Source organism: Streptomyces sp. NPDC002463 (assembly GCF_042889835.1).
Taxonomy (GTDB): domain Bacteria; phylum Actinomycetota; class Actinomycetes; order Streptomycetales; family Streptomycetaceae; genus Streptomyces; species Streptomyces nymphaeiformis.
Map to the genome: position 1 here is coordinate 207011 of NZ_JBIARL010000003.1, position 18970 is coordinate 225980.

Genomic DNA, 18970 nt, shown 5'->3' on the forward strand with positions numbered 1-18970 from the left:
GCGATGCTATAGGCCCGGTACGGCGGTCCGGACGCCCGCGGCCGGGTTCTCCAGACTGTGGGTGAAGGAGAAGCCCTTGTTGCCGAAGGCCGTGAACTCCAGCCGGATCGGGATCGGGTTGGTGCCCTCGTAGATGGGCTTGATGTGGTACTGCACGACCTCCTTGTTCTTCGTGACCTGGTCGAAGATGACCTGCTCCACCTGGTCGCGCTGGTCGGGCGAGTTGGTCGGGGTCTGGGTCTGGGTGACGAGGTTGTGCCAGGCCAGGCGCCCCTTGCCCGCGCCGCCCAGCCGGTCGGCGAGGAGGTGGCCGCGGGCCTCGTTGAAGGCGGTGCCGTCGCCGCGCCAGCCCGGCGGCTTGAGCTTGCCGGCCTCCGTGCCCTTCTTCGCGTCGATGATCTCGGGCCGCAGGCAGGCGTAGACGCCGGTGGGCCTGCCGAGGTGGTCGAGCCGTCCGTACCGGATCGAGCCGTCCCAGTCGTAGGCGTCCATCTGGCACCGCTTGGGCGCCAGGCCGAGGGGGTCGGTCCACACCCACGGATTGACCACGTACGTCGAGGGGTTGGGCGCCGGGGCGAGGCCGAGCGGGTCCGGGCTCGTGAAGCGTGCGGTGTCGGGGTCGTAGTGCCGGAAGTAGCTGGAGTGGAGGCCGGTCTCGGGGTCGGCGTACTGCCCGGGGAAGCGCAGCGGGATGTAGGCGGTGGCGGCCGTGTTCCATCCCGTGGTGCCCCAGGTGGTGGACCGGCTGCGCCAGGCCGTGTCCCCTTCCGCGGAGACCAGTTCGGTGGGGGTGCCGACCAGGTCGGTGACGACGGCGAAGAAGCGCGCGTCGACCTCGTCGTCGTCCAGCGGCCTGCGTTCGTACTGGACGAGGGGCCGGTGGCCCTCGTACTCCCAGGTGAGGATGGTGCCGGCGGTCTCGTCGTACTGCTCCACGAGGAGGGGGCCGTCCCAGGTGAAGCGGATCGTCTCGACGACCGTGGTGCCGTCGGCCGCCATCCGGTGCTTGGCGCTGCGGCGGCCCAGCGGGTCGTAGGCGTAGGTCCACAGGGTGCCGTCGGGCGTGGTGCAGGAGACCAGGCGGTCCTCGGCGTCGTAGGCGTACCGCCATACGTCGGGCTTGCGGGAGAGACGGGTGCGGCGGCGCAGGACGACCCGGCCGGCGGCGTCGTGCTCGTAGTGGACGGCGCCCGCGGCCACGAGGTGGGCGCCTTCGTACCGGCGCGGGCCGCGGGCCTCGGTGTGGCCTGCGGCCTCGGGCCATTCGGCCGAGGTCTGGTTGCCGGCGGCGTCGTACGCGTACCGCTCGACCCAGTCGGGTGCCTCGACGGACAGCGGCCTGCCCACCGGGTCGAGGGTGATGCGCTTGTCCCGGCGCGTGCGGTTTCCCGTGGTCTCGCCCAGGGTGACGGGGTAGCCGTCGGCGCGATAGGTGTAGTCGCGGGCGCGCACCGGGTCCGGTGAACCGGGTGCTGTCAGCGTCTGGCCGACGGGACGGCCGATCCGGTCCCAGTCGGTGGTGAGCGTGGTGGCCGACCCGGGGGCGCCCCAGCTGCGGGTGAGTTCGCGGCCGAGGGGGTCGTGGGTGAAGGTGAGCGCGTGGCCGCCGGTGACGAGGGCGACCCGGTCCCCCGCCGCGTCGTACAGGAGCTGGCTGATCGCGCCGGTCGGCGTGATGCGCATGACGCGGCGTCCGGCCGTGTCGTAGGCGTGGCGGAGGGTGCGTCCGTCGACGGTCTCGGCGAGGGGCCGGCCGAGCGCGTCCCGTTCGACGGTGAGGGTGGAGGTGGCGGTGCGCGCCTCGACGAGGGCGCCGGAGCGGTCGTAGGCGTAGTGGGTCACGGCGCCGTCGGCGTTCCGCGCCACCAGGCGGTCCATGGCGTCCCAGGTGTAGGCGACGGTCCGGCCGAGGGCCGTGGTGCGGCTGGTCAGCCGGTTCGCGGCGTCGTAGCCGTACGAGAGGTCCCGGCCGTCGAAGTCGGTCTCCGCCTCCAGGCGTCCGGCCGCGTCGTAGCGGTAGTGCCAGTCCTGGCCGAGGGGGTTGGTCACCCGGAACAGCCGCAGTTCGGTGTCGTAGCGCAGTTCGTGGCGGGCGCCGTCGGGCGCGAGGCGGGCGACGGGCTTGTCGAAGGGGCCGTACTCGGTGGTCCAGACGCCGCCGGCGGCGTCGGTGTACGCCAGGCAGTTGCCCTCCGGGTCCCAGGTCCAGGACTCCCGCGTGCCGTCGGCGGCGGTGCGGTGCCGCAGCCGGTCGTCGTGGTCCCAGGAGAACTCCTCGCGTCCGCCGGCCGGGTCGGTGATCACGAGGGGCCGGCCGCGGTGGTCGCGCTCCACGGTGGCCACCCCGCCGTCGGTTCCGGTGATCTCCAGCGGGAGGCCGGCGCGGTCGGAGCGGATGCGGAGGGTGGCGCCGAGCGGGTCGCTGACGGAGGCGACGGCGCCCGTGGCGTCGTGGGTGAAGCGGGTGACCGCGCCGTCGGGGCCTTCGGTGGAGGTGCAGTTGCCGAGCTCGTCGAAGGTCTGCCGCCACGGTGTGCCGTCGGCCGCGACGACCTCCAGCGGCAGGTTCCGCTCGTCGTAGCGGGCGGTCGCGGTGCTCCCGTCGGGCAGCCGGACCTCGACGAGGTTGCCCGCCTCGTCCCAGGTGAGTTCGGTGGTGTTGCCGAGGGGGTCGGTGCGGGTGAGGGGGCGGTCGTACGGGTCCCAGGTGAGGTGGGTGGTGTGGCCGAGGGGGTCGGTCTCGGCGACGACCTGGAGCCGGTCGTCGAGGACGAGGGTGGTGGTGGCGCCCGTGGAGTCGGTGTACCGCGTGATGCGGTGGCCGGTGTCGGGGTGGACGTCGTAGGCGAACCGCGAGGAGAGGATGCCGTCGGGGCCGACGGTGCCGGAGACCCGGCCCTCGGCGTCGTAGACGTACCGGAACGTGGTGTCGTTGCGGTCGGTCCACGACGTGATCCTGCTGTCGCCGTCGTACGAGAAGGTCATGGCCGGCCCGACGGGGCCTTCGGGGCCGGTCAGTCGGGTGAGGTCGCCCGACGGGGAGTAGGCGTAGCCCACGACCGCGGCCGGCTCCCCGGGCCCGCGGACGGCGAGGCCGGTGACGCGCGAGGCGTCGGCGGTTATCTGGAGGACGTAGCCGCCCGAGTGGGAGACGGCGGTCGGCGCGCCGTCGGAGCGGCGCGAGAAGGCGATGCGGTTGCCGTTGCGGTCCTCGATCGCGGACAGCCAGTAGGCGGTGGAGCTGCGGTAGGGGCTGCCGGTGTAGACGCGGACCTGGCCGCTGTGCGGATCGTGGATCTCGTACGAGGTCTCGTCGCCGGACACGCCGCCGTGCGCGAGGGGCAGCCGGTCGCCCTCCAGGGGCATGACCCGGTCGTCGCCCGGGCGGGGCAGCCGGGGGTAGATCAGTACCGCTCCGTCCTCGCGGGCCCAGATCGCGCCGCCGCCCGAGGCGTCTACCTCGATCCGCTCGTCGAGGGTCGAGGCCCAACTGCGGCCGAACCACTGGCCGTAGCGGTAGGTGGAGACGTGGGTGCGGCGCAGGACGAGCGGCAGGACGCCGGGCAGGGTGAGGTCCGTCTGGGGCAGCAGCATCTTGCCGGTGGCGACGTCGACGGGATCGTTCTTGCAGACCGTCTTGTCGAGGGAGACGCCGTTGGCGCGCGGGTCGCCCTTGGCGCCGCTGACGGAGTCGGGCCTCGTCCGTACGTCGTCGTGGTCCTTGCGCGGCGATCCGTTGCCCTTGCCGCCGTCACCCTTGTTGTCGTGGTCGCCCTTGCGTTGGCGGGCGAAGCGGTCCCGGAGGTCGTCGTCGGTGTTCTTGTGGTCGACGGAGATCTGCTTGACGACCTTCGGAAGCGTCTGGCCGACGTGGTCGCCCATCGACTTCGCCGCCTTCGTCAACGCCTCCATCGCCTTGTCGGCGACCGGGTCGATCGCGTCGGCGATCGAGTCGCGCCCCCGGGTGCGGCCGTGCGCCGTCTTCGCCTTCGTGAGTTTGCCCGTCGTCTTCCCGTGGATCCTCACGCTCACGGTGTTGAGCTGGGTCGAGGCGTGCGTGTGCTCGGCGTGCTCGATGTGCAGGTTCTTCAGACCACTGCCCTTCGGCCCACCGCCGCCGCCTCCGGCCGAGGCCAGGTTCAGGCTCTCCTTGCCGGATTGCACCCCGTCCTTGAAGCCGTCCGTACCGGCCTTCTTCGTCTGGTCGAGGTCCACCCCGTCCTGCAGCCCGATCGCCATCGCGCCCAGCTGCACGACCAGGTCCGCCGCCATGCCCTCCAGCGCCGCCACCGCCGGCTCGGTCAGCGCCGACACGACGTACCCGACGGCCTCCTCCACACACTCCTTGATCAGCCGCCTGACCACCTCCTGCGTGGCCCGCATCGCCCCCGCGCCGATCAGCATCGACAGACCCCCGGTCACCGGGATCAGGGAGAGCGCGATGCCCGCCTCGGAGGCCAGATACCCCAGCTGCACCAGGGCCGCCAGCTTCATCCCCTCGACCGCACCGGCCGCCAGGTCCAGACCGCCCGCGATCGTCCGGGCAGCACCGGCGATGTCCTTGAAGTGCTTGCCCTTGACCTTCTGCCAGTGCTCGTCGAGGGCGTCGATCGCCTCGCCCTCGCCCGAGGACAGCAGCCGCTCGAAATGGTTGTTCGCGAGCTGACCGTCGTCCTCCAGGTCGTCCGCGAACTCCCGCAGCGCGTCCGCCATCTCGCGGTACGCGTCCTCGTCGACGTTCGGCCAGGCGACACCTATCAGATCGAGAAGGGTGTCCGCCCAGTCCGGAACCGTGACAGCCACGTTGCGTTCCCCCGTCCGTGGATTCCTCTCCCGCCGGTCGATTCGACCGACCTCAACAGTCGTACCACGAACTCCTGATGAGTGATCGTCACGGCGGGCGAACCTCCACGCACCCTCCCCGAACGCCCTGCCGGGGCCGGACGGTCAGCCTCCGGCCTCCGGTGTCCATCCGGTCGCGAGGAGGCGGGACGACTCGGCGCCGGTACGCCGCGTCAGAGGTACGGTGACGTCGAGGCCGAGCGTGCGGGCGAGGTCCGGCGCGTGCGGCCGGACGACGGCCCCCACGAGCGCGGCGCCATGCGGTGGTGCCGGTGGCGGCGGCCGGCAGCAGTCCCGGCCGCCACAGGACGCGCCGGGCAACAGGCGGCGGATCCGGGTTCTACGCGCGTCATGATCGGCGCCTTCATATCGGAAAACACCAAGGGGAATGCCTGGGATTGGAGCAATGGCATAACCGTCGAGTAGGGGGCGAAATATGGCCTCTGGCCAGGAGAGAATTCCGGACGCACTGTCCAAAAGAGCAAGAGGAATTACCCGTGCGACCGAGACTCTTCGGCATGACCGCCTCCGTGGCCGCTTTCGGCCTCCTGGGTTCCCTCGCCACCGCCTGCGGCTCGTCCGAGAGCGACGGGTCCACGCTGCGTCTGGTGGCCCCCGAGTACGGCGACAGCCCGGCGACCAGTTCCAAGGCGTACTGGGACAGGCTGACCGCCGCCTTCACGGCCGCCCACCCCGGCAAGAAGGTGGAGGTGACGCTGTACCCGTGGGCCGACGTCGACCGCGAGGTCACGCGCATGGTCCAGGAGAACAACGCCCCGGACGTCGCTCTGATGGGCGCGTACTCCGACTTCGCCGCGCAGGGCCGCCTCTACTCCGCCGACGAGCTGCTGTCGATCAGGGCGGAGGCGAATTTCCTGCGGCCGCTCGCGGCGGCGGGCTCGGTCGACAACACGCTCTTCGGCCTGCCCTTCGTGGCCAGCAGCCGGCTGCTGTTCTACAACGAGGAGCTGTTCGACAAGGCGGGAGCGAAGCCCCCGAAGACCTGGTCGGACCTGAAGGAGGCGGCGGAGGAGCTGAAGAAGGTGGGGGTGCGCTACCCGTACGCCCTGCCGCTCGGCCCCGAGGAGGCACACGCCGAGGCACTGATCTGGGAGCTGAGCAACGGCGGCGGGTACACCGACGTCAGCGGCGGCTACAGCATCGCCTCCGAGCAGAACACGCAGACCTTCCGCTGGATCAAGGAGAACCTGGTCGCGCCGGGCCTCACCGGCCCGGTTCCGCCGGCGCAGCTCAACCGGGAGGACGCCTTCGCCGCGTTCCTGCGCGGTGACGTCGGCATGGTCAACGGCTATCCGTCGCTTCTCCACGAGGCGAGGGCGCGGGGCATGAAGGTCGGCACGCTCAGCATGCCGGTGTCGGACACGCTGGGCGAGGGGAAGAAGCCGCCGGCGGCGGGCGTCGCCGACTGGATGATGGCCTTCCGGCACGACGGCAATCGTGAACTGGTCGGCTCGTTCCTGGATTTCGTCTATCAGGACAAGAACCTCAGCGAGTTCGCGGGGCGCTACCACCTGCTGCCGTCGACGGTGTCCGCCTCCGAGGCCTCCGAGGGCTCGGCCGCGGACGACCACAGCACCGAGCAGTTCTTCACCGCGCTGAACAGCGCCCAGCTCTACCCGGTCAACGAACCGTCCTGGCTGAAGGTCAGCAACACCATCAAGCGGAACATCGGCAAGGCCGTCGCACCGTCCGCCGACCCGAAGGCCGTCCTCGAGGACATCGCCGACCAGGCCCGGGAAGCGCAGCAGGAGCAGCAGTAGCGGTTCAGGTTCCCCCGTCCGAAGTCCCCCGCTCACAGCGGTACCGGGCGCCGATGGCATCGGCGCCCGGTACCGGACTCACTGATCAGCGCTCAGACGTGCCGTCCTAGCGCTTCCCCTCCCAGGGGTCGATGCCCTGCGACCAGAGGCGCCGCTGCTCGTCGTCGCCGAGGAAGAGCGCCGAGGGCCTGCCCCACAGGGCGAGGTCACCGAGCGGGCACTCGTCGAACTCCCCGCGCAGGACGCGTACGAGGAACTCGACCATGCCGCAGTCGTAGCGCCGCCACAGGTCGTCGTCCCGGTTGCGCACCAGGACCGGCCACGCGTCGGGGTCGTCGCCCGACGCGTCCCAGCACAGCAGGTCCGAGCTGCCGGTGACCCCCCAGGTGATCAGCACGGGGTCCGCGCCGTCGAGCTCGGGGGACTTCTTGTCCCGCGCCCAGGCGTCCTCCGCGTTGACCGTCTCCAGGAGCATGCCCCCGAACGGGGACGCCGGTTCGGCGCCCTTGTACTCGGGCTGCTGGATCACCAGGTAGGCCTGGATCGAGCCCGGGCCGTAGGCCTGGATGAACTGCCGGTAGTCCGCGGGGAACCCACGGCCCCACGACGTGCCCATCCGGTCCCAGTCGACCGGTGCGCCGCCTTCGTCCGGCGGCGGCACGAGGCGCCGGAGCGCCTCCCATTCGGCCACCTGACTCACTCGCTCTCCTCTCATTCCATCGATCCGGTCGGGACCTGCCGACCGGTGTTCGGATCGTTGAACATGCCGAGGTTCCGGCCTGCCAGGGTGTTCGACACGAAGGTGTCGATCCTGATGCCCGCGGACCCGTCCGGGTTCGTACCGTACGCGGTGATCTTGAACCCGAGCGGAACCGTCCTTCGGCCGCTGTAGGTCGGTGTCACCGAGTACAGGACGTCCTGTCCGGCCCCGACCGCCTCGGCGACCTGGTTCTCGTAGTTCTTCATGTTGTTGTCGCCCTGCTGGGAGCCGGTCTGCCAGTCGTTCGCGCCGCGCGCGCACGTCGCCAGGTTGTTCAGGTCGGTGCCCGAGCCGCTCAGCTGCTTGCCGAGGAGGTGGCAGGCGTTGATGTTCTGGTCCACCGGGTGTGCCCCGAGGAAGCCGGCCGTGCGCTGCGCCCACCGGTAGCCGGGAGGGGCGACCTTGGAGACGTCCGTCCTGGTGCCCTTGTGGGTGTCCAGGTAGGACTTGTTGAGGCAGGACGTGACGCCCGTGGCGCGGTTGCCGTTGGCCTTGTCGAGGTCCCCGTGCTTGACCCAGCCGCACTTGCCGTCGTCGTCATCGTCGTCGGTGCCGCGGGGCTTCGGCTTGGGCTCGGGGTCGGGCTTGGGCGAGGGCGCCGGCTCGTCGTCCTCCTCCGCCGCCTCGTCGATGGCCTCCTCGATGCGGTCGGCGGCCTCCTCCACCACGGCGACCACGGCCGCCACGATGACCACCGCGGCGACCACGGCCACGGCGACCGCGAGGATCGGGATGGCGGCGAGCGCGAAGGCGAAGTGGCCGTCGATCTCGACGTTGCTGATCGGGTTGCCGCCGGTGAACGCGTAGCGGTTGCCGGTGAAGGCGTCGGTGCCGAGGCCCATGTCGGCGAGGGCGCCGTTGTACATGTCCCGCGTGGTGAAGCGGTTCAGACCCGGCGCGTAGTCCCGGAAGCCCATGTCGTAGGTGCCGGACTGGGCGTCCCACCGCTTGGCGTTGAAGCGGTAGTGGTTGTACTCCTCCTTCGTCGGGTCCCCGGCGTCGGGCTTGTCGATGCCGGTGAACTCGCTCTTGTCCTCGCTGCCGTAGGCGGTGTAGCCGTAGGTGGCCTTGGTGTCGCCGTTCTTGTCGGTCAGCGTCTCGACGTCGGTGTGGCTGTTGTAGCCGTAGTACGCGTCCTCGGTGGTGCCGTCGCTGTTGTGCGTGACCTGGGAGAGCCGCTGGCCCCACGGGCTGTACTCGTAGGACTTGGTCAGCTTTCCGGCGACCTCCTCGTTCAGCACCTCGTTGGACAGACCGAGGTAGTTGAACGTGGTGGTCTTGCCCTCGGCCGTCTTGGAGACCGTGCGGTCCAGCGGGTCGAAGGTGTAGGTCGTCGACTTCATCGCGCCGGAGCCGTCGCGCTGCTGCGACTCGACCACGTGGTCGAAGCCGTCGTAGACGCTGCGGGACACGACCTGGCCGCCGCTGGTGACGGACTCCTGCCGGCCGAAGGGGTCGTAGGTGAAGGAGGACGTGACGCCGGAGGTCGAGGAGCTGAGCAGCCGGTTGCGGTCGTACGTGTACGTCGCGGAGGACGCCTTGTCCGACTGGCTGATGACGTTGGCGTTGTCGTCGTGGACGAACGTCTCGGTGTTCGCGCCGTTGCCGGTCTTGACCGACTTGGCGAGGCGCTCGACCGGGTCGTAGGTGAAGTCCGTGGTCGATTCGAGGTACGCCGCGTGGTTGTCGGCGTTCATCTTCTTCGCCACGTCCTGCGCCTTGTTGCCGTTGGCGTCGTAGGCGTAGGTGTGCGAGGAGACCAGGGTGCCGTTCGGCTTGTTCTCCGTCTGGGACTTGACCGCGCCGTCGAGGTAGTACGTGTTGTCGACGGTGTTGCCGTTGGGCTTGGTCTCCCGAAGGGCCAGGCCGCGGTCGGTGTACGTGAACGAGGTGACGTTCGGCGACGGGTCCGTGGCGGTGTCGCCCACGGAGATCGTCCTGACCTTCTCCCGGAGGTCGTAGGTGTACTTCGAGTACTGGTCGGGGTGGGTGGCCGTGTCCGGGCGCCCGTTGATGTCGTACGTGTAGGAGGTGGTCTTCTTCTCCTGGCCCGCCAGCGACTCGGTGACCTGCCGGACCTGGTTCAGATCCGTGTAGGCCATCTGATAGGCGTCGACCCGCGTGCCCGACGAGGTGTCGGCGATCGACTCCATGTTGCCGTTGACGTCGTACGCGTACGTGAAGGTGTGCTTCTCGGTGTCGGTGTCACCGGAGTTGTCGCGCACCAGCTTCACGCCGTCGGCCACGACCGCGCCGCCGCTGTTCTGGAACAGCTGGAGCTTGCTCGTGTTGCCCTGGGTGAAGGTGAACGACCCGAGGCTGATCCAGGCACCGGCGCCGGTGGCCTGACTGATCGTCCTGTCCGTGGTTCCGGCGGAGTGCGTGACCGTGTACTTGGCGGTCGTCGCCGCCCCGGAGACCTGCGGGAACCTGACGTACGCGGTGTACGTGCCGTTCTTGGGGATGTTCAGCGTCCAGGTGAACGCGTCGGTCCCTGCGCCGGCGGCGTGGACCTGGTGGTCGTAGCCCTGCTGCCCGGTCGCGCTCCCCTTGGCCCAGGTGCCCGTCGAGCTGGTGTTCTGGGTGTCGGAGTTGTCGACGAGCGGCACGGCGCTGCCGACCGGGACGCCGTCGTCGGTCTTGGTCCTGAGCGTGCCGTTCGGGTAGTAGGTCCAGCCCATCGTGCGGCTGGAGGAACCGCCCGCCGAGGTCAGCGTCCTCGACGTCTGCTGGCCGACGTCGTTGTAGCCGTAGGAGGTGGTGATGTCCCAGGCGTCGGTCGACGACTTCGCCCACCCGTTGTCGAAGTAGGCGTACGTGGTGTCGTTGCGGACCGTCTGGCCCTGCGACGGCGGCGCCGAGGTCCGGGAGACCCGGCCCACCTCGTCGTAGAACGTCTGGGTGTAGACGTCCGACTTGTTGTAGCGCGGGTCCGCCGGGTCGTACGGCTGGAACTGCTTGACCGGGCGGTTCAGCTTGTCGTACTCGGTGCGCGCGGCGAAGTCGTCGGGGTTCGCCGTGTCGTTGCCGCGCGGGGTGGTGACCTTGACGGCGTTGCCGACCTGGTCGTACTCGTACGTGGTCGTGCGGTACGTGATGTTCGGCGCGGTCCCCGTGTGCGGGACCTTGACCTGGACCTGCTTGCCCCGCTCGTCGTAGCCGACCAGGGTCTCGTTGCCCTCGGCGTCCTTCGACGCGACGACGAGCGAGTCCTTGTCGTAGGTGCGGGACGAGGTCTTGCCGAGCGCGTCGGTGGTGGAGACGGCCCGGTGGTCGAGGTCGTACGCCGTCTTGCTCGCGTAGTCGGTCGTGTCGGGGGTCGCGTTCCGCCGCGGGTCGACGACCGTGATCGGGTTGCCGACGTTGTCGTACTCGTAGGAGATCTTGTGGCCCGCGGCGTTGACCACGGAGCTCAGCTGGTAGATCTCGTCGTAGGTGTTGGTGGTGACGAAGTCGTTCGGGTCCGCGGTGGTCGCGGTGCCCTTCGGCTCGGTCGTGGTCCGCAGGTGGCCGGTCCTGTCGTAGGTGTAGGCCGTCCTGCGCTCGGGGGCCGTCGGCGAGTCCTTCGGGGCCGTCGCCGAGGTGATCTGGTCGTTCGCGTCGTACACCGCGGTGGATTCCGCGCCGTGCGGCGCCGTGACCAGGGTGACGTTGTCGTTGGCGTCGTAGACGGGAGCCGGCGTGGTGATCAGCTCGCCCGCCGCCTGGTTCTTCGGCACGGTGCTGACCAGCGGACGTCCGTACGTGTCGTACGTCTGCGTGGTCTTCTTGCCCAGCGCGTCCGTGATCTCGGTGACCAGACCGCGCACGTCGTAGACGACCGACGTGGTGTGCTGCAGCGCGTCGGTGGTCTTCGCCGGGTATCCGGTGGGACCGAACTCGGTGAAGGTGGTCGGGTTGCCGTTGGCGTCGACCGTCTTCGTCGGCTGACCGTAGCCGTCGTACTGGTGGACGGTGGTGTAGTCGTCCGCCGTGGCGGTCGCGACGCCCTTGGGGTCGGTGACCTTCGTCAGGTTGCCGAAGGAGTCGTAGCCGAACTCCCAGGTGCGGCCGCCCGGGGAGGTCTTGCGGAAGAGGTCGGTGGCGAAGCCGTCCAGACGCGTCTGGTACTGGAACTTCTGCGCGTCGGCCGGGAAGACACCGGGCGCGCAGTCGCTCTGCGCCGGGATGCCGTTCTTGTTGCTCTCGGCGTCCCGCTTCCACAGCGGGTAGCCGGTCCGCTGGTCGTAGCACGACACCGTCTTGGCGCCGTTGGCCTCTTCCAGGTAGACGACGTTGTTGTCGGCGTCCCAGGACAGCTTGCTGATCTGCGCCTTGGCGTTGGTGGTCTGCACCGGACGGCCGAAGTCGTCCGTCACGTAGTCCGTGGCCCGGTTCTCGGCGTCGGTGACCCTGGTGGCGGTGAACTTGGCGTTCACGGCGTCAGGGGCGTACGTGAAGGAGGTGGTCCCCTGCCGGCGGTCGGTGATCGCCTTGGTCCACCAGTGGTACTTCGGGTCGTCGCCGGTCTGCGGGAAGTTGTACGCGAGCTGGGTGGCGTTGCCGCGCGGGTCGGTGACCTTGACCAGCTTGACGTTCTTGTTGCCCTGGGTGGCGTCGTACTCGAAGGCGAAGACCTTGGGCTGGGACGAGCCCGTGCCGTCGGTCAGCTTGGTGAGCAGGCCCTTGTCCGAGTACTCGAACGTGAGCTTGCGACCCGAGATGTCGGTCATCGACTTGACGTGGTCGACGACCTTGGGGCCGGCGCTGTCGGCCTTGCCGTAGTAGGTGACGGTCAGCGTCTGCCGGCCGACCGGGTCGGTGATGTAGGCGAGGAACTTGGTGGGCTTGTTGTTGGACTTGCGTTCCTCGTACGTGTAGGTTTGCGTGTTGCCGTTCTTGTCGACGACCGACGTCATGTAGCCGTCGCAGCCGAACACGAACCGGGTGCCGTCCGGGCGCGTGAGCGTCCAGGCGTCCGTGATCGGGTCCTTCTCCGGGGTGCAGTCGAGACCCGGCTTCGGCGTGACCTTGAAGTGGACGCCGGCCGGGGCCTTCCACGAGCCGTCCGGCTGCTTCCGGAAGACGTGGGTCGTGCCGTCGCCGTCCGGGAGGCGGATCTCGGTCGGGTTCGGCTTGGGGTGGAACTCCAGCGGCGCGCCGAGGCGGATCGGTCCGGCGGCCTGGCCGGACCAGCCGGCACCGAGGACGGTGTCCGAGGTGTCCAGGGAGTTGTAGGAGAACCGGACGAAGGTGTTGAGACCGCGGCCCGGGTTGGAGAACGCGTTGTAGTTCCAGACGGTGTTGCCGGACGCCGCGTTGTTCATGACGGTCGAGCCGGCGCCGGTGTTCTTGCCGGCGAAGAAGTAGAACTTCTCCAGGCCGAGCGTGTTGGAGGTCGGGTCCTCGACGGCCACGTTCTGCTGGAGGCCGGGGATGCCCGCCGTGGCGGACGCCCAGGTCCCGGCCGTCTTGTTGTAGACGTCCCAGGTCAGCGCGTAGTCGGTGCGCTTGTTGCCCGAGTCCGAGTTGATCGGGGTGCTCACCTGCGCCTGGAGCGTCACCGAGTCGCCGGGCGCGACGTCCCGGGGCAGGGCGGTCCTGATCTGGTTGCCGCCGTTGGTGACGTCCGTGCCCTCGGGCAGCGTCCACCGGTAGGTGAGGACCTGGTCGGCGGCCGTCCAGGTGGCGGCGGTGGTGTTGGTGAGGGTGAAGTCCACCGTGTAGGTGGTGTTCGGGGTCATCCGTGCCGGGGTCTGCGGCGCGTAGTACGTCGACTCGGTGGTGGAGTCGATGTACGTGAGGACGATCCTCGGGCGGAGCCGCTGCTCGGCGCCCTCGGAGGAGAGGAACAGCGTCCGCTCCTGCGAGGCGGCCTCGTCGGCCGTCCTGACCATGACGCCCTGCTGGGAGGCGGGGGTGGTCACCCAGGACTGGGCGAGCGAGGTGACGTTCCACTCGTGGCGGGCCGGGTCGTTGCTGATGGACCCGTTGTCGGCCACCGAGGCGCCGGAGTCGCCGCCCTGGCTGGTCCAGTTCGTGGTGGCGTTCGCCTTGGTCCAGGTGGCGGTCTCGTCGAAGTCACGGGTGAGGGGCCGGAGTTCGTAGACCGCGCCCGCGGCGTCCGTGGTGGTCTGCGTGCTCCACAGGCGCACGTCCGCTTCGAGGACGCGTGCGGTCGTGGGGATGCCGAGCGCCGGGAACTTCAGCAGGGCACGGGTCTTGCCGTACGTCGCCGAGTTGTTGCCGACCGACAGCCAGGTCTGCGGACCGCCGTCGTCGAGGGTGTCGTGCGCGGCGGCGGGCTGCGTCGAGGACAGGGTGGTGTCCTGCGACGCCTCCAGGATCTTCGTCGTCCGGCCGGCCTTCGGCAGCCGTACGAGCTGCGTCGGGGCGGGGACGACCTGCCCGTCCTTCGTCTTCACCGCGACCATGTAGTAGTACGCGCGCCCGAACGGGTCCGCGTCGTCGGCCTTGGTGGGGACGGCCGTGGTGTCGGTGAACGCCGTCGTGCCCGCCGGGACCGGCGAGACGAGGGTCGAGGCGGAGGGCGTGAAGGTCTGGAAGACCGAGCGGTGGACCTGGTACTCGACGATGTCGTCGCCGGTGGCGACCGGGTCCTTGTCCTGGTACGCCGACCAGTTCAGCTCCGCGCCCGTGTCGTGGATGACGGACGGGGCGGCGAGGTCGACGCCCTGGCGGCCGAAGGTCACCACGAGACGGGGGTAGTTGGCGGTCTCGCCCGCGTAGGCGAACTCGCTGCCCTCGTAGCGCGGGCCGCCCTTGGGGCCGGTCGCGCTCTCGTCGCCGGCCTTGATGACGAAGCCGTTGTTGGCGTTCGTGCCGTCGATCCAGGACTGGACGGTCTTCGTCACCGGGAAGGAGTGCCAGGTGTTGAGCTCGCCGGCCTTCTTGGTGACCACACCGCCCTTGGTGAACCGGACGGCGTCCGCGATCACGGAGGTGGTCGCCGAGGCGGGCCCGTCACCGAGGACGATCTTGCCGAGGGTTCCCGCCTTGAACGGGTGGGAGCCGAGCGTCTTCCACACGCCGGCCGTGCCGGCCTGCTGGTTGACCGTGTACGTCTTGCTGCCACCGTCGTACGTGACGGTGTAGGGGGCGTTGGCGGCCCGGTCCGACGCGGGTATGTAGTGCGTCTCGACCTGGTAGGTGCCGTCCTCGGGGAGGCTGGGCTGCCAGGTGTACGTGTCGCCCGCGACCGAGTCCTTGTTGTACAGGTAGTCCTGGTTCACCGCGTACTGCGTGTACGCCGTGTTCCCGGAGGCGGGCCAGGCGCCGACGGCCGCGGTGCGGCCGGTGTCGCCGTCGTCGACGACGACGGCGGTGCCGGACAGCTCGCCGGTGATCGCGTTGGCGCTGTTCCAGGTCGCCGTGGACTCGGTCCAGGACTGGGTGGCGCGGTGGGCCTCCAGCTGCACCTCGGTGTCGCCCGTGGTGTGCGTCTGGTCGTAGTAGAGCCGCAGGTCGGCGGAGTCCACCGTGGTGCCCGCGGGGATGCCTCCCAGCGGGAACCTGACCAGGGCGCGCGAGGCTCCGGTGCTGGTGTTGCCGACGGACAGCCGCCAGTTGTCGTCGTAGTTCGTCGTCGGACCGTCCGACGAGATCATCACGTCCTGGGCGGTCGTCGGCGTCGGTGCGATCGAGATCGTCGGATCGACCGTGACCGGATACGTCCGCTCGGGGGCGGCCAGCCACTTCGCGTCCGGCGTGACCGTCAGCTTCCAGCCCTTGCCGGCCCGCGTGAGCTTCTGCTCGACGGCCGTGCTGTAGGCGGCGCCGTACGGCGAGGAGGCGTCCTTCTTCGCGTCCGTCATGAACGCGGCCGGGATCACCAGGACCGGCTGCGCGGCCTCGCCGTAGAAGGCGACCGAGCCGTCCTCGGCGGCCTTCGGCGTCAGGCCGCCGGCGTCGAGGGTGAAGGTGAACGAGACCGGCCCGGCGGGCCGTTCGTCCAGGACGATGTTCTCCTTGACCCGGCCGGGGCCGACCTCGTACGACAGGTCGGCGCCGGCCACCGCGTCCTTGTAGGTCACGGTGCTGCCCTGGGCCGTGGGCGCCAGCTTGCCCGCGCCCTCCAGGCCGAGCGTCACCGCGTGCCCGTTCCCGGCCTCGAACCTCAGCAGCCGGTGCGCGTCCGAACCGAACCAGCTGCGCGCCGCGTTCGTCGTGTTGCCGAAGGCGAAGCCGCCGTCGGCGGTCGCACGGACCGTCGGATCGATGTCCTGCCAGGACTTCCCGGCGCGGTACGCGGTCGGTACGGCCGACACCTCGGCCTGCACCCGGCCGTCGGACAGCTTCCAGTACCGCGCGTTCGCGGTACGGCGGTCCTTGAGCTCCGCGACGCGCTTCGCCTTCGGTGCCGCCTTGCCCTTCGGCAGCGTCTCCCTGGTCGGAAGCACGGGGGTACCGCCGGTCGAGACCTGCGGTGCCCGGGCGTCGCCCGCGTCGTCCTCGTCCGAGAACCAGCCCTTGAACGTGTCGAATACGCCCTCGTCACCGCCGTCCGACGCCGGCGCGGCAAATGCCACGCCCGGCATCATCGAGGCGGTGACCGCCGAAACCACGAGGCAGGCCAGAGCCCGCCCGAATCTCACTTTCACGCCATTCCTTTCGTTCGCGCCCACACGCGCACACGCGAAATGGGTGCACCGATACGCCGGCTCGGCTTGATCCGTCCGGTCGCACTGAGCTGTACCGGAGCGTTTTCGGGCACGCCGAATGAGACCTGCTCCGGTCCTGGCCGGAGGTTTTTAACCAAATACGGAGAGCAGTGTCAACCGACTTCAGAATTAGGACATTTGACGGCGTGAGACAGGCGAGTAGGGCACGTTCGCCCGAAATGGCCGCACCCTTGCATTCACCGGTCCGAACGGTGTAGATGCCTACCGAATTCTCGTCATCCGATTGCGGATTTGCGTATATCGCGGGTGTATCGAGAAGCGCATACGCCGCCGCGACGGCCTTCCGTCTTCCATGGCGGCATGAACCACGACACGCCCCTGTCCGCACCGCCCCGCCGGATCGCGCTCCTCCCTCTCGCGGTCCTCGGCCTGGGGAGCGCCCTGTTCGCCATGAGGCGGCCGCTCGTGATGTCCGCTCCGAGGTGCCTGGCCGGGCGGTGGCACGGCTGCCTCGACACGTTCAACGGCGTCGTGCTCCTCGCCCTGGCCGCGCTCCCGCTGTCCGCCCTGGCGGTGTGGGCCCTGGCCCGCCGGCGGCGGGCCGCCGGTGCCGGGGCGGCGTGGCGGAGGTCTCTGGCCGAGGTGGGCCTGGTGCACGGGACGGTGCCGTTCCTCTGGCTGACGCTGATGCCGGGCGCCGGGGCCGGTACCGTCCCCGGCCGGGTGAGTCTCGTACCGCTGCGGGACCTGGTCACGATGGGTCCGCTCGGGATCGCCGGGAACCTGCTGGTCTTCGCGGCGCTCGGGGCCTTCGCTCCGATGCGGTTCGCGGCCGTGGCGTCCGTACCGCGGATCCTGGCGCTCGGGGCGGGCTGCTCGGTCCTGGTCGAGACCGCGCAGTACGTCCTGCGGCTCGACCGGGTGTCGTCCGTGGACGACGTCCTGGTCAACGCCGCCGGCGCGCTGCTCGCCGCGCTGGCCACACGCCGCTGGTGGCGCACCGGGGCGGCGGAGGCGCCGTCGGACCGGACCCGCCCGGCGGAACCGGCACGGACGGCCTGAGCCGCGCGGCCGGCGCGCCCGCACCTCCTCATACGTCGGCGATACGTCGGGGTGCCTAGGCTTCGGCCATGCGCGTACTGATCGTGGAGGACGAGCCCTACCTGGCCGAAGCCGTACGGGACGGTCTCCGGCTCGAGGCGATCGCCGCCGACATCGCCGGCGACGGCGACTCCGCCCTGGAGCTGCTCGGCGTCCACTCCTACGACCTCGCGGTCCTCGACCGTGACATCCCCGGCCCCTCCGGCGACGAGGTCGCCCGGCGCATCGTCGCCTCCGGCAGCGGCATCCCGATCCTCATGCTCACCGCCGCCGACCGCATCGACGACAAGGCCTCCGGGTTCGCGCTCGGTGCCGACGACTACCTCACCAAGCCGTTCGAGCTGAGGGAGCTCGTGCTGCGGCTGCGGGCGCTCGACCGCCGGCGCGCGTACGCCCGGCCGCCGGTCCGCGAGATCGCGGGCCTGCGCCTCGACCCGTTCCGCCGGGAGGTCTTCCGCGACGGACGCTACGTCGCGCTCACCCGTAAGCAGTTCGCCGTGCTCGACGTCCTCGTCGCCGCCGAGGGCGGGGTCGTCAGCGCCGAGGAGCTGCTCGAACGGGCCTGGGACGAGAACGCCGACCCCTTCACCAACGCCGTCCGCATCACCGTCTCCGCCCTGCGCAAGCGGCTCGGCGAACCATGGGTCATCGCCACGGTGCCGGGCGTCGGCTACCGCATCGACGCCGGCGGGCACACGGATGTCTAGACGCCCGGGGCTCAGCGTCCGCCTGCGACTCACGCTCAGCTATGCCGGGTTCCTCGCCGTCGCGGGAGCGCTCCTGCTGGCCGTGGTGTGGGGCTTCCTGCTGCGCTACGTACCCGACAACACGCAGGGGCTGCTCGGGATCTCACCCAACCGCTACCTCCTGGTGCGCACCTTCGGCCCGGCCGCGGCCGTGGCGATGGCCTTCCTGCTCGTGTTCGGCCTGGTCGGGGGATGGTTCCTCGCGGGCCGGATGCTCGCGCCGCTCACCCGGATCACGGCCGCGGCGCGGACGGCCGGGAACGGATCGCTGTCCCACCGGATCCGCCTGGAGGGCCGCCAGGACGAGTTCCGCGAGCTCGCCGACGCGTTCGACTCCATGCTGGAACGGCTCGAGTCGCACGTCGCCGAGCAGCAGCGGTTCGCGGCGAACGCCTCCCATGAGCTGCGCACCCCCCTGGCCGTCTCGCGGACGCTGCTCGACGTCGCCCGCAGGGATCCGACGAGGGACCGGGAGGAACTCCTGGCGCGCCTCACGGCCGTCAACACGCGCGCGATCGACCTCACCGAGGCCCTTCTGCTGCTCAGCCGCAGCGACCGGGGCACCTTCCGCCGCGAGAGCGTGGACCTGTCCCTCGTCGCCGAGGAGGCCGCCGAGACCCTGCTGCCGCTCGCCGAGCAGCGCGGGATCACGCTCGACGTCACCGGGGAGGCGGCACGGACCAGCGGCTCCGCGGAGCTTCTGCTCCGGATGGTGACGAACCTCGTCCAGAACGCCGTCGTGCACAACCTCCCCGCCGGCGGCACGGTGACGGTCCACACCGGGACGCGGGGCGGCACGAGCCTCGTACGGGTCGAGAACACGGGCCGCCCGGTCCCGCCGGAGCTGGTGCCGACCCTCACCGAGCCCTTCCAGCGCGGTACGGAACGGGTGCGCACCGACGGGCACGCCGGCGTCGGCCTGGGCCTCGCCCTCGTGCACAGCATCGTCCGCGCCCACGGCGGAGCCCTCGACCTCGCCCCCCGCCCCGACGGCGGGCTCCGCGTCACGGTCCGACTCCCCGACGTGAACATGTGATGCAGGTCATATTCGACTCCTGTCAGGAATCGGGTCGCCGCCCCGGTCAATCCACCGAAGGCAAGCGAACCGACAGGAGCACA

At 70.2% G+C, this 18970-nt stretch carries 8 protein-coding genes; 4 read left to right on the forward strand and 4 right to left on the reverse strand.

Translation table 11 applies throughout. The annotated features are described in order from the left end of the window. Window positions 1–6 precede the first annotated feature (6 nt). Both ACFYX3_RS08875 and ACFYX3_RS08880 read right to left on the reverse strand, forming a co-directional pair. Window positions 7–4803, reverse strand: a complete 4797-nt coding sequence (locus ACFYX3_RS08875; protein ID WP_389009935.1) for a DUF6531 domain-containing protein — start codon at window positions 4801–4803, stop codon at window positions 7–9. A 144-nt stretch (window positions 4804–4947) separates the two neighbouring features. Next, window positions 4948–5088, reverse strand: coding sequence for a hypothetical protein (locus tag ACFYX3_RS08880; RefSeq protein ID WP_389009938.1), 141 nt, complete (start codon window positions 5086–5088; stop codon window positions 4948–4950). Window positions 5089–5339: 251 nt separating this feature from the next. On the opposite strand from ACFYX3_RS08880, the gene ACFYX3_RS08885 reads away from it, so the two are divergent. After that, window positions 5340–6623: an extracellular solute-binding protein gene (locus tag ACFYX3_RS08885; protein WP_389009941.1), complete on the forward strand. Its 1284-nt coding sequence runs from the start codon at window positions 5340–5342 to the stop codon at window positions 6621–6623. A gap of 106 nt (window positions 6624–6729) precedes the next feature. Here ACFYX3_RS08885 and ACFYX3_RS08890 read toward each other — a convergent pair whose 3' ends face one another. After that, window positions 6730–7323, reverse strand: coding sequence for a hypothetical protein (locus ACFYX3_RS08890; RefSeq protein ID WP_376586512.1), 594 nt, complete (start codon window positions 7321–7323; stop codon window positions 6730–6732). An 11-nt stretch (window positions 7324–7334) separates the two neighbouring features. Further along, window positions 7335–15920, reverse strand: coding sequence for a DNRLRE domain-containing protein (locus ACFYX3_RS08895; protein ID WP_389009944.1), 8586 nt, complete (start codon window positions 15918–15920; stop codon window positions 7335–7337). 444 nt (window positions 15921–16364) lie between these two features. Between ACFYX3_RS08895 and ACFYX3_RS08900 the strand changes: the two genes are divergently transcribed. The 3 genes from ACFYX3_RS08900 (at window position 16365) to ACFYX3_RS08910 (ending at window position 18887) form a co-directional block, all read left to right on the forward strand. Next, window positions 16365–17066 (forward strand): VanZ family protein, encoded by a 702-nt coding sequence (locus ACFYX3_RS08900; protein ID WP_389009947.1) that lies wholly within the window; start codon window positions 16365–16367, stop codon window positions 17064–17066. A gap of 68 nt (window positions 17067–17134) precedes the next feature. Next, complete coding sequence (locus tag ACFYX3_RS08905; protein ID WP_376586506.1) at window positions 17135–17812, forward strand: response regulator transcription factor; 678 nt, start codon at window positions 17135–17137, stop codon at window positions 17810–17812. Beyond that, entirely contained in the window at window positions 17805–18887 is a 1083-nt protein-coding gene (locus ACFYX3_RS08910; protein ID WP_389009951.1) for a sensor histidine kinase, read from the forward strand. The genes ACFYX3_RS08905 and ACFYX3_RS08910 overlap by 8 nt, the downstream gene beginning before the upstream one ends. Window positions 18888–18970 lie beyond the last annotated feature (83 nt).

What these genes read in the sequence shown, in the direction of transcription:
- ACFYX3_RS08895 (WP_389009944.1), bottom strand. Translation starts at nt 15,920, where the DNA reads ATGCCGGGCGTGGCATTTGCCGCGCCGGCGTCGGACGGCGGTGACGAG.
- ACFYX3_RS08900 (WP_389009947.1), top strand. Translation starts at nt 16,365, where the DNA reads ATGAACCACGACACGCCCCTGTCCGCACCGCCCCGCCGGATCGCGCTC.
- ACFYX3_RS08905 (WP_376586506.1), top strand. Translation starts at nt 17,135, where the DNA reads ATGCGCGTACTGATCGTGGAGGACGAGCCCTACCTGGCCGAAGCCGTA.
- ACFYX3_RS08910 (WP_389009951.1), top strand. Translation starts at nt 17,805, where the DNA reads ATGTCTAGACGCCCGGGGCTCAGCGTCCGCCTGCGACTCACGCTCAGC.